Below are 13,021 nucleotides of genomic sequence, written 5' to 3' on the forward strand. Positions count from 1 at the left end.
AAATTTATCTGCAAAATATTCTATTTCATTTTAACATACTAATAACTGCATTTCAAGTAATATACAAAACATTTTATTTGGCATATACTGAATTGGTTTAAAATAAAGATAATTGGTTCGTCTCAGGCAATCCATCAAGACATCCATGTTGATCCAAAGCTTCTATTACAGTTTTAGATACTTTAGCTCTCACTCTTAAATCTTCTTTAGATATAAATTCTCCTTCTTCTCTAACATTTGCGATATTTTTAGCAGCATTTGCAGCAACTCCAGCAAGAGAACTTAATGGTGGTCTTATATAATCACCCTCTATTAAAAATTTTGTTGCATGTGATTTATATAAGTCAATCTTTAAGAATTTTATGCCTCTTTTATACATTTCATAGCATAATTCTAATATAGTTAATAATCCTTTATCCTTTTGCGTAGCATTATTTCCTTGAGAATTTATTTCATCCATCTTTTTTTTAACGGCACCTTCTCCTTGAATAATTAATTGAGCATCAAAGTCATCTATACCTCTTACAGTAAAATATGTTGCATAATATGCTTGGGGATAATAAACTTTGTAGTAAGCTATTCTAACTGCCATCATTACGTAAGCAACCGCATGCCCTTTAGGGAACATATACTTTATTCTTTTACAAGACTCTATATACCAATCAGGTACTTGATGGTTTTTCATAAGAGCTTCATGCTCTTCACTAAGTCCTTTTCCTTTCCTTACTTTCTCCATTATAGTAAAAGCCTCTTTAGGAGGAAGATCTTTATGAAGCAAATACACCATTATATCATCCCTAGTAGATATACAATCTTTTAGGGTAGTATATCCCTCTCCTATAAAGTATTGAGCATTATTAAGCCATACATCTGTACCATGAGATAATCCAGATATTCTAACCAAATCCGAAAATGTCTTTGGCTGAGTATCAACAAGCATTTGTCTTACAAACTTAGTTCCAAACTCAGGAAGGCCATAACTTCCCACAGGGCATTCTAATTCTTCTTCTGTAACTCCTAAACCTTCAGGAGAAGTAAATAAACTTAATACTTTTTCATCACTCAAAGGTACTTTTTGCGGATCAACATCTGTAGTATCTTTAAGCATCCTAAGCACAGTTGGATCATCATGTCCTAGAATATCTAACTTAAGAAGCCTACCACTAATAGAATGATAATCAAAGTGAGTAGTTATTATATCAGAGTTAGGATCATCTGCTGGATGTTGAATAGGGCAAAAATTAAATATCTCATTATCACTTGGAACAACCATAATTCCGCCTGGATGTTGTCCTGATGTTCTTTTAACTCCTGTGCACCCTTGAGTTAGTCTTTCTATTTCTGCCATAGGAACTATTCTTTTCTTTTCATCTAAATACTTTTTAACAAATCCATAGGCTGTTTTATCAGCTATTGTTCCTATAGTTCCAGCCTTAAATGTATGACCCTTTCCAAAAAGAACCTCAGTATATTTATGTATATCACCCTGATTATCTCCGGAAAAGTTAAGATCTATATCAGGCTCCTTATCTCCATTAAACCCTAGGAACGTTTCAAAAGGTATATCATGACCATCTCTTATATATTCCTCCCCACATTCCGGACATTTTTTAGGAGGTAAATCCACTCCTGAAGCTACTGATCCGTCTGTGAAAAATTCACTGTTCTTACATTTAGGACATACATAATGAGGAGGCAATCCATTAACCTCTGTTATATTACACATAGTTGCAACTAAAGACGACCCAACAGATCCTCTTGATCCTACTAAATATCCATCAGATACTGATTTTGCTACAAGTTTTTGTGCTATTAAATACAACACTGCATATCCATTATTAATTATAGAATTTAATTCCTTATCAATTCTTTCTTTAACTATTTCAGGAAGCATCTCTCCATATATTGAATGAGCTTTGCTCATAGTCATGTTTCTTATTTCATCATCAGCACCTTCTATTTTAGGAGGGAATGTTTCATCTGGTATAGGCTTTATATATTCTATTTCTTCTGCAATTTTTTGAGTATTATATATAACAACTTCTTTAGCTATATCTTCTCCTAAATAATCAAATTCTTTTAACATCTCATTTGTAGTTCTGAAATATAAGGGAGCTTGATTACCAGCATCAGAAAATCCCTGTCCTGTCATTAAAATCTCTCTAAAAACAGCATCTTTGGGCTCTAAAAAATGAACATCCCCTGTAGCTACAACCGGTAAATTGTTTCTTTTACCTAGGTCATATATCTTCTTATTTATTTCCTTTAATTGTTCCTCATCTTTTACTTTACCATTTCTTATCATAAATTCATTATTGCCTATAGGCTGTATCTCGAGATAGTCATAGAACTTAATCATATTATCTAAATCCTCATCACTCTTACCTTCTAAAACAGCCTTATAAATTTCCCCCGCTTCACAGGCAGATCCTATTATCAATCCATCTTTGTGTTTCTGTATTAAACTTTTAGGCATCCTTGGTTTTCTAAAAAAGTAATCTAAGTTTGATGAGGATATAAGTTTATATAAATTTTTTAAGCCAACCTGATTTTTTGCAAAGATTATCAAATGATATGTATTCAATTTCTTTATATCCTGATTTCCTAAAAACTCCTTGTTTAACTCTACTAATGTATTTATATTTTTATCTCTTAACAACTCAAAACACTTTAATAATATTTCTGCAGTAGCTCCTGCATCATCCACCGCTCTATGATGATTTTCAAGTGAAATTCCTAAATGTTTAGCCACAATATTTAATTTGTACTTTTTCAGTTCAGGAAAAAGAAATTTAGATAAAAGAACTGTATCCATAACTGCATAATTGAAATTTATATTTAAATCTTTACAATTTTTCCTTATAAAAGAAGCGTCAAAATTTGCATTATGAGCTACAAGTACACTATCTCCTATAAATTCAATAAACTTTGGTAAAACCTCATCTATAGTTTCAGCATCTGATACCATATCGTCTGTTATTCCAGTTAATTCTGTTATCTTAAAAGGAATTTTAATTTGTGGATTTACAAAAACACTAAAATTGTCTATAACACTACTATTTTTTATTTTTACAGCCCCAATTTCTATTATCTTATCATTTACACTAGAGAATCCTGTTGTTTCAAGATCAAAGACTACATAAGTATCTTCTATTTTTTCATTTTTAATATTTTCAGCTATAGGAACCCCATCATTAACTAAATAAGCCTCTACACCATATAAAACTTTAATATTATGCTTTTTAGCAGCATCCATAGCTTCAGGAAACGCCTGAACAACTCCATGATCAGTTATAGCAACAGCAGGATGCCCCCATTTAGCAGCTCTTGCCACTATTGAATTTGTAGGAGACATTCCATCCATAGCACTCATCTGAGTATGTACATGAAGCTCTACTCTCTTCTCTTCTGAAGTGTCCATCTTATCAATTTTAGAAGTCTTCACAATATCTCTAGCCATTATAACTACTTCTCTAGCAAAAGTATCATGTACAGCTTCTCCTCTAACTTTACAGTATAACCCCTCTTTAATTTGTTCTACTACTTCTTCTGTTTCGTTAGGTTTTGGAAAACATTTAACAGTAATCGAACTCGTATAATCTGTAATATAAACTGAAAGTATTTTTCTTCCTGATTTTGTTTCTATAATCTTCACTTTAAATACATCTCCACATATATTGACAACACCTGATGTTTCATCTATGGAAGCAATATCTGTAATTTCCCCATTAACATCTCTTCCCATAATAGCGTTTGGATTTTTAGGCCCTCTTTTATATGAGTTTTCTTTATTACCTCCAAAACTAGATCTTGAATTAGTATTTTTTGTATTTTTCTTATTCTCTACACCATGAGAAGAATCATGAGAAATAGCCGTTTCTTTTAAAGCTTTTTCTATTAATGACTTTTCTTCTATGTCTTTATTATTAAAATAGTTTTTTTCTTTCAATTTATTATTATAATTTAAGCTAACAGTACATTTAACTCCAAACATATTATTAAATATATTTTGCATATATTTTTCAATATTTTTACTTTTAAGAAGTCTACACATGAACTCATTTCCTGTTTCTATTTCTAAACAACTATCACTTATCTTTTTATTAGCATCAGCTAGTAATTGTCTACAAACAGGTACTTTTAAAGCAATATTTTCAATTATATCTACCCAATATTCCTCTATTATTTCTTGTAATGTTTTATTGTATATAGTTTTATAACAAACTATATCTATATTATTAAAATTATATATTTTTTTTAATATGAGATGTTTTATTTCATTCTTCGTATTGTCACTTATCTCATTAGAAGATCTTAAAATAACTTTTAGCTTATCACTTTTAGCAAAATATTGAACTTTTAAAATTTGTATATCTTTCTCCAAAATATCTTTTTTTTCATCTATTTCAGTTTTTAATATACTAACCAAATTACTACTCATTAAGCAACCTCCTAATGCATTACAATAAATATATAAATAATGTAGGCTAAAATTCTAGCCTACATCTTGTCTATTTCTCTTATCAACTCATCAATTATTTTATCTTCTTTTACCTTTTTTATAATCTGACCTTTTTTAAAAATCAACCCTTCACCTATTCCGCCGGCAATGCCTATATCAGCTTCTTTAGCTTCCCCTGGTCCATTTACAACACATCCCATTATCGCAACTTTTAAATTTTTATTACAATCAGATAATTTTTCCTCTGCTTCCTGAGCCAATTTTATTAGATTAATTCTTGTTCTTCCACAAGTAGGACAAGATATGAATTCTATTCCATTTTTTATATAACCTAAAGATTTTAGTATTTGCTTACCTACCTTAACTTCTTCTATTGGATCTCCTGTAAGAGAAACCCTTATAGTATCTCCTATACCTTCTGCCAATAACGTACCAATACCTATACTTGATTTTATAGTTCCATTCCAAGTAGTCCCAGCTTCAGTAACTCCTATATGAAGAGGATAATCTACTTTAGAAGATATTATTCTATAGCTTTCTATCATCTGTAATACATTTGAAGACTTTAAAGAAATAGCTATATCATTAAAATCAGCATCTTCAAGAATCTTTACATGTTTTAAAGCACTTTCTACTAATGCCTCTGGACACACTTTACCATACTTCTCTAATATTTCTTTTTCTAAAGAGCCTGAATTAACCCCTACTCGAATTGGTATTCCTTTTTCCTTAGCAGCGTTAGCTACCATTTTTACTCTTTTCACATCTCCTATATTTCCTGGATTAATTCTTAAAGCAGCAACTCCATTTTTTATTGACTCCAATGCTAATCTATAATCAAAATGGATATCTGCAACCACAGGTATGTTTACTAAACTAGTTATTCTCTTTAGAGCTTCTGCCGCCTCCATATCAGGTACTGCACATCTTGTTATATCACAACCTACTTTTTCAAGTTGTTTAATTTGCTCTACAGTTGCCTTCACATCTCTAGTATCTGTATTATTCATTGATTGAACACTTATTTTTGAATCTCCACCAATATATAAATTTGCCACTTTAATTTTTCTTGTTTTTATTCTTTCCATGAATTTATCCCCTAAACATTTCTAGAATTTTATAGGATACATAACATCTTTAATCGTTACTAATACCATCAATAACAAAAGAAGTGCAAATCCTACGGTATTGATAATCCCTATTTTATCTTTATCAACTTGTTTTCTTGTTATAATTTGATACAATGAAACAAAAATCCAAAAACCATCTAATGCAGGGAAAGGTAACAAATTGAAAATTCCTAACTGAACACTGATAAAAGCAGAGAAAGCAATTAAATTAAGTAATCCAGCTTTAGATATTTGCCAAGTTACTCTTAAAATTGTAACAGGTCCACCTATATCATCCTTTGAAGCCTTTCCTTTGAAAATCATTCCTAAAGATAATATTGTTTGTTTTATTGTTGAAGTGGTTTGTTTAAATCCTTGCTTAATAGATTTAAGAATACCTGGGTTTTCTATAGTAGTTGCATAAATTCCTACTAAATTTTTTTCTGGAGTTATTAAAAATGATTTTTCTTCTTCTCCTCTTAATACCCTCATATTTAGTTGAGAACCCTTTGCTATAGCAACTTCTGTTTTAAAATCTTCCCATGTAGAAATATTGTGTTTATTTACTTCTACAATTTTATCACCAGGTTTTATACCAGCTTCCATAGCAGGACTATTAGGAATTATTTTACTAACTATTGGAACTGAGTACCCCGTGAAACCAGTAACTACAGCAAATAATACTATCGCTAAAATAAAATTCATTATTGGACCAGCAGCTACTATACTCAATCTTTGTGAAGGAGATTTGTTAGAAAAAGCTCTTTCGTCAGTTGAATCTCCTTCTTCTCCAAGCATTCTAACATAGCCTCCAATAGGCACTGCTCTAAAAGCATATAGAGTCTCTTTACCTTGTATACCAAATAATTTTGGACCCATACCTATTGAAAACTCTTCAACTTTCACTCCATTTAATTTTGCCAAAGTAAAGTGACCTAATTCATGGATTATTACTAAAATGCTAAAAGCTATTATAACAATCAGTATATTAAATATTATATCCAAAAGTTTTCCTCCTTTTAAAAATTATATTTATCTTGAATAAATCTTCTAACCATTTTTTCGTAATTTAATATCATTTCTAAATCTATATTACCCCTATTTTCAAAATTATTCATCGAATCTTCAATTATTTTAATTATATCTAAATACTTTATTTTTTTTTCTAAAAATAATTGCACTGCTTCTTCATTAGCAGCATTAAATATAGTTGGCATAATCCCACCTTCTATACCAGCATCATAAGCTAGCTTTAATCCTCTAAAATTAGTGATATTCGGTTTTTCAAAAGTTAACTTTCCAACCTCATAAAAATTAAGTTTACTTATTAAAGAATTTTGGCGATTAGGGTAGTTAAGAGCATACTGTATCGGAAGAATCATATCTGCACTAGATAATTGAGCAATTATACTACCATCTTTATATCCCACCATTGAATGAATTACACTTTCTGGATGAATTATAACTTCAATATTATTATAGTCTATTCCAAATAACCAACGTGCCTCTATTACTTCCAATCCTTTATTTACAAGCGTAGATGAATCAATAGAAATCTTTTTACCCATACTCCAATTAGGATGTTTAATAGCTTCTTCAGGAGTAATATTAACTAGGTCTTCTATATTTTTTCCTCTAAAAGGGCCTCCAGAAGCAGTCAAAATTATTTTATCTACTGAATTTATATCGTTACCTTGGAGAGATTGAAAAACGGCACTATGCTCTGAATCAACTGGAAGAATTCTAACATTGTACTTTTCCGCTTCCCTCATTACAATTTCTCCGCCAGTAACTAAAGTTTCCTTATTAGCAAGAGCAATATCCTTACCAGCTCTAATAGCATTTAGTGTAGGTACAAGACCTATCATTCCTACTATAGATGTCACTACAATATCTACTTCCGATAATATAGATATTGTAGTTAATCCCTGAATCCCCTCAAGTATTTCAATATTTATATTTTCACATTTGCAATAATCACGTACTTTTTCACATATGTATTTATCGACAACAGCAACATATTTAGGTTTAAATTCTTTTACTATATCTATTATTCCTTGGTAATTTTTATTTGCAGAAAAAGCAACAAGCTTAAATCTTTCTTTTTCATTTCTAATAACTTGCAATGTCTGCTTTCCTACAGAACCAGTAGCACCCAGTATGCTAATATTTTTCATTTAATCCACTCCTGTTCCTCCAACTATTCCTATCACTAGAAAACACTATTTCCTTAGTGGTAATAACGTAAATTGGTGCCATAAATAATCCTATAAACCCAAAGATTTTAATTCCAATATATACGGTTAAAATTATAATCAAAGGATGAACATCTAATTTTTTACTTACTAATTTAGTTTCTAATACTTGCCTTGTAACTTGAAGTAAAATATAAAGAATAGTTAACCCTATAGCTCCTATGGTATTTTTTATAATAAAATTATATAATATTAAAGGAATAAATATGAGTATAGTTCCAATATAAGGTATTATATCTAATATACCACATAATACTGATAGGAAAATAGCATTAGGAATATTTAATATTATAAATCCAATTAAAGTTTGTAACGTAGTTAATAAAACTAAAATCAGCTCTATCTTTAGTATTTTATTTATCTCATCTAGCTTTTTCCTAATAATGTAGAAATTATTAGGAAATAACCTTGAAACGTCGTTTATTAATGTAGATTTATCTACTAATATAAAATATACAGCTATATTACTAATAAAATAGGCAAATAGTCCATCTGTAGTATATATAGCTCCCTTTGTTATATAACTGTTGTCTGGAATTATCGAATAAATCCCTTTCATATCTGTATTAATTTTAAAGAAATCATAACCCAAAAAATTATTTACATTACATATAATTTCATTTAAATTGTCTGCTATTTGTGAATAGTTCTCCAATATCAATGTATAAATCTTGTTGTAAACAATCTTTCCAGTATAAAATGTAATAAAAAAAATCATTAAGTTTACCAATAATATGCTTAGTACTGCATTTACATTTTTATTAAAAAGTTCTACTTTACAAAACAAATCATATATAGGCTTGCATATGAACGTAATAAAGATAATTATAAAAAAAGGCTTAAAATAATTTTTAATTATAAAAGTTAAAATAATAAAAATTATTAGTATTACAATACATGAAATAGCCTTATTGTATGTACTTTTACAATATTGCACTCTTTACATCCCCAAAATTATTATTATGTAATAATATACTACAGCAGATGCAAAAAGTATGCTATCAAATCTGTCTAATATTCCCCCATGTCCTGGAATAACATCACCGAAATCTTTAACTCCTGTGTGTCTTTTTATAGAAGAAGCTACTAAATCACCAAATTGTCCCAAAACACCACATATAATACCTATTAAATAAAAATTATATAAAGGTATATTGACACCCTTACTTATAATAAAAGCACCATATAAACCACAACTAATAGTACTACCTAATAAACCACCTATTGATCCTTCTATAGTTTTTTTAGGGCTTATTCTTGGACATAACTTATTTTTCCCAAAATATTTCCCTACATAATAAGCAGAAGTATCACATAGCCATGAAGAGATAAATATTAGCCAAACCAAATAGTTTCCAAAATGCTTTTTGTTAACTTGAACAATAAAACTAAGCAGAACTGCAATATAAAGAAATCCAAATATAGTAATAGCAACATCAATAAAACTATATTCCTCGCTTATTATTGGTATACATAACATTATAATCATAGCTATCACAAGTATTGAAAAAACATTCTTATAGTTTGTGGGGTCTTTTCCTATAAAAAAAACATAATATATAATACAAACCAAATAACAAATACCGCTAATAGGTCTAATACCCTTACTTTGAACAATTTTGAAAAATTCATACATACCCATAAGTGAAAGAAACATAACAACATATTTTAAATATACACCACCAGCAAACAGTACTATTATCAAAGGAGACAAAAGTACCGCTCCTAAGTATCTTTTATTCATAATTTCACCTCTACTTAATCCCACCATAACGTCTATCTCTATTTTGATAATCATAAATGGCTTTTTGCAAGTCTTGTTTTTTAAAATCAGGCCACTTCACATCAGTATACCAAAATTCAGAGTATGCACATTGCCATAATAAAAAATTACTTAATCTTTGTTCACCAGCTGTTCTTATAATTATATCTGGATCAGGCATGTTAGCCGTATATAAATGCTGATTTATAGTACTTTCTTCGATATCCTCAACATCCAATTTTCCTTCTTTAATTTTTTGTGCAATTTCTTTTATGGAATATATTATTTCATTTCTTCCACCATAATTTAAAGCTAAATTCAAAACAAGACCACTATTATTTTTTGTTAATTCGAAAGCATTATTCAACTCTAATTGGCATATCTTAGGAAGCTTAGATGTGTCCCCAATATTATTAACTACTACGTTTTCCTTATTTAGTTCATTTACTTCTTTCTTTAAATATTCTACTAAAAGGTTCATTAATGTATTAACTTCCTCTGAAGGCCTCTTCCAGTTTTCTGTTGAAAATGCATAAAGCGTTAAATACTTTACTCCGATTCTACTACATTCCTTAACTATATCTCTTATAGTTTCTACTCCAGCCTTATGTCCAAAAGTTCTTGGTAATTTTTTTTCTTTAGCCCATCTACCATTTCCATCCATTATTATAGCAATATGTTTGGGTATACTATTTAAATCCAATTCTATAGTTTCTTTTGATTTTTTTCTAAAGCTAAAAAAGCTTCCCATGATAACTGCTCCATTCTAACTCATTTTCTTATTAAGCTCTATTTTTTAAGCAATAATACCTTTTATATTCTTTTAAATTTTATCCTTAAAACCATGTTATAAATTCATTATTTTAAAATTATATAAAATCAATGATACTCAAACAAAATCCACCCTATTCTTAAAGCTTTAAATACCTGCGATTGCGCAGGTATTTAAAGCTTTAATATATAATTATATTTCCATAACTTCTTTTTCTTTTTGTTCAACAACTTGGTCTACACTTTTAATATATTTATCAGTAATTTTTTGTATCTTTTCTTCTGTATCAATTGCCATATCTTCTGCTATTTCATTATCTTTCTTTAAATTTTTAACTTTATCATTAGCATCTCTTCTTACAGATCTAATAGCTACTTTAGCTTCTTCCCCAGTTTTTTTTACTTTTTTAACTATATCTTTTCTTGTTTCTTCAGTAAGTTCTGGGATAAGTAGTCTGATCACTGAACCATCATTTGAAGGATTTAAGCCTAAATCTGATTGTAAAATAGCCTTCTCAATATTTTTAATGGAATTCTTATCCCAAGGCTGTATAAGTAAAACTCTTGGTTCTGGTGATGAAACATTTGCTAATTGGTTAATAGGGGTTTCAGTCCCATAGTAATCAACGCTTATCCTGTCAAGCATAGATGGATTAGCCTTACCTGCTTTCATAGATCCAAGTTCTTTTTTTAATAATGTAACAGTCTTCTCCATTTTTTCTTCTGAGTTTTTTAAAATTTCTTTTACCATCATAATAATGCTACCTCCATTTTATCTTGATACTATTGTACCTATTTCTTCACCCATAACTACTTTTTTAATATTGTTAGGGGTATCAAGTCCAAATACAATAATTGGAATATTATTGTCCATACATAATGATGTTGCTGTAGAATCCATAACCTGTAGGCCTTTTTCTAGAACTTCTATATATGTAAGGTTGTGGAATTTTTTTGCATCTTCATATTTATTAGGATCTTTATCGTATACTCCATCTACTTTTTTTGCAAGTAATATAGCATCCGCCTCAATTTCTGCAGCCCTTAATGCAGCTGTAGTATCAGTTGAAAAATATGGATTACCTGTTCCTGCAGCAAAAATAACAACTCTTTTCTTTTCAAGATGTCTCATTGCACGTCTCCTTATGAACGGTTCAGCAACTTCTTTCATTTCAATAGCTGTTTGCACTCTAGTGTTTACTCCAATTTGTTCTAAAGAATCTTGAAGAGCTAGTGCATTTATACATGTAGCCATCATACCCATATAATCAGCCGTAGTTCTATCCATATCGGAACCATTTCTTCCTCTCCATATATTTCCGCCACCAACAACAGCTCCTACTTCTATACCCATATCTACTATTTCTTTAATCTCTTCAGCAATTCTTTTTGTTACTTCAAAATCTATACCAAAACCTTTTTCTCCACTTAATGCTTCTCCTGATAATTTTAACATTATCCTTTTATATTTAGATGAATTCATAGTATTATTATACCTCCAAAATAACCAAAATTACACTTATTTTTATTATTTTATTCGATGTCTACCGCCATTAACACACCACTCCTCTATATAGATCAGAGATAAGTGGCGCTACGACCCTGTTTCTTTAGGTAGGATTTCAAACTCCATCTGAAGTCAAAAATCTCATTTATGTATAGCCCTTTAAAAAAAGAGAACACAGAGTGTTCTCTTTATTAACTTTTATTCACTATTTTTTTTGCATTTGTTTTTGTACTTCTTCAGCAAAGTTTTCTTCTTTCTTCTCTATTCCTTCTCCTTTTTCAAATCTAACAAATTTAGAAATTGTTATTGGAGAACCTACTTCTTTTGATTTTTCAGCTAATAACTTAGATATAGTATAATCGCCGTTCTTAACCCAAATTTGATCAACTAAACAAACTTCTTTTAAGTATTTCTTAACTCTACCTTCAACCATCTTTTCAACTATTTTTTCTGGTTTTCCTTCATTTAGAGCTTGAACTCTATAGATTTCTCTTTCTTTATTAAGAGCTTCTTCATCAACACTTGTTTCATCTAAGAATAATGGGTTTACAGCTGCTACTTGCATAGCTAAATCTTTAGCAAGTGGTGCTAAAACTTCATTATTTTCTTTTTCACAGTTTAGAGCAACTAATACACCGATTTTTCCACCAGCATGAATGTAGCTGTTTATAGTACCGTTGTTAACTGAAACTTTTTCAAATCTTCTTATATTCATGTTTTCGCCAATTTTAGCAATTAGCTCAGTTAAAGTTTCTCTAACTGTTTTTTCTTCGCTCATATACTTAGAGTCTAATAATGCTTCAACATCTGCAACATCACTGTTTGCTATTTGCTTTGCAACATTATTTGAAAACTCTACAAAACTTTCGTTAACTGCAACGAAATCTGTTTCACAGTTAACTTCTAATGCAACTCCAACCTTACTATCTTCACTTATGTAAGTTGCAACTATACCTTCTGCAGCAATTCTTCCTGCTTTTTTGGCTGCAGATGCTAATCCTTTTTCTCTTAATAATTCTATGGCTTTTTCCATATCACCGTTTGCTTCAGTTAAAGTTTTTTTACAGTCCATCATTCCTGCGCCTGTTTTTTCTCTTAAATCTTTAACCATCTTTGCAGATATCATATCTATTTCCTCCTATCAAGTTGTAAATC

At 29.8% G+C, this 13,021-nt stretch carries 10 protein-coding genes; all 10 read right to left on the reverse strand.

The features are described from left to right. Positions 1-97: 97 nt before the first annotated feature. Positions 98-4,441: a PolC-type DNA polymerase III gene (locus OW729_RS06525; protein ID WP_268060673.1), complete on the reverse strand. Its 4,344-nt coding sequence runs from the start codon at positions 4,439-4,441 to the stop codon at positions 98-100. Between the two features lie 59 nt (positions 4,442-4,500). After that, on the reverse strand, positions 4,501-5,550 hold the full coding sequence (gene ispG, locus OW729_RS06530; RefSeq protein WP_268060674.1) for a flavodoxin-dependent (E)-4-hydroxy-3-methylbut-2-enyl-diphosphate synthase: 1,050 nt from the start codon (positions 5,548-5,550) through the stop codon (positions 4,501-4,503). A gap of 21 nt (positions 5,551-5,571) precedes the next feature. Further along, entirely contained in the window at positions 5,572-6,576 is a 1,005-nt protein-coding gene (locus OW729_RS06535) for a M50 family metallopeptidase (RefSeq protein ID WP_268060675.1), read from the reverse strand. 14 nt (positions 6,577-6,590) lie between these two features. Next, entirely contained in the window at positions 6,591-7,748 is a 1,158-nt protein-coding gene (gene dxr, locus OW729_RS06540) for a 1-deoxy-D-xylulose-5-phosphate reductoisomerase (RefSeq protein WP_268060676.1), read from the reverse strand. Further along, positions 7,735-8,763 carry an AI-2E family transporter gene (locus OW729_RS06545; protein WP_268060677.1) on the reverse strand — a complete coding sequence of 343 codons (1,029 nt, stop codon included), beginning with the start codon at positions 8,761-8,763 and terminating at the stop codon, positions 7,735-7,737. The genes dxr and OW729_RS06545 overlap by 14 nt, the downstream gene beginning before the upstream one ends. 3 nt (positions 8,764-8,766) lie before the next feature. Then, a complete protein-coding gene (locus OW729_RS06550; RefSeq protein WP_268060678.1) occupies positions 8,767-9,570 on the reverse strand; it encodes a phosphatidate cytidylyltransferase in 804 nt (267 codons plus the stop codon). Positions 9,571-9,580: 10 nt separating this feature from the next. Further along, positions 9,581-10,339 carry an isoprenyl transferase gene (locus tag OW729_RS06555; RefSeq protein WP_268060679.1) on the reverse strand — a complete coding sequence of 253 codons (759 nt, stop codon included), beginning with the start codon at positions 10,337-10,339 and terminating at the stop codon, positions 9,581-9,583. Between the two features lie 213 nt (positions 10,340-10,552). After that, positions 10,553-11,110 carry a ribosome recycling factor gene (gene frr, locus OW729_RS06560; protein WP_268060824.1) on the reverse strand — a complete coding sequence of 186 codons (558 nt, stop codon included), beginning with the start codon at positions 11,108-11,110 and terminating at the stop codon, positions 10,553-10,555. Positions 11,111-11,131: 21 nt separating this feature from the next. After that, entirely contained in the window at positions 11,132-11,842 is a 711-nt protein-coding gene (pyrH, locus tag OW729_RS06565; RefSeq protein WP_268060680.1) for a UMP kinase, read from the reverse strand. Positions 11,843-12,071: 229 nt separating this feature from the next. Beyond that, a complete protein-coding gene (tsf, locus tag OW729_RS06570; RefSeq protein ID WP_268060681.1) occupies positions 12,072-12,992 on the reverse strand; it encodes a translation elongation factor Ts in 921 nt (306 codons plus the stop codon). Positions 12,993-13,021 lie beyond the last annotated feature (29 nt).

It is taken from the genome of Clostridium brassicae, from assembly GCF_026738875.1.
Classification (GTDB): Bacteria; Bacillota; Clostridia; order Clostridiales; family Clostridiaceae; genus Clostridium_H; species Clostridium_H brassicae.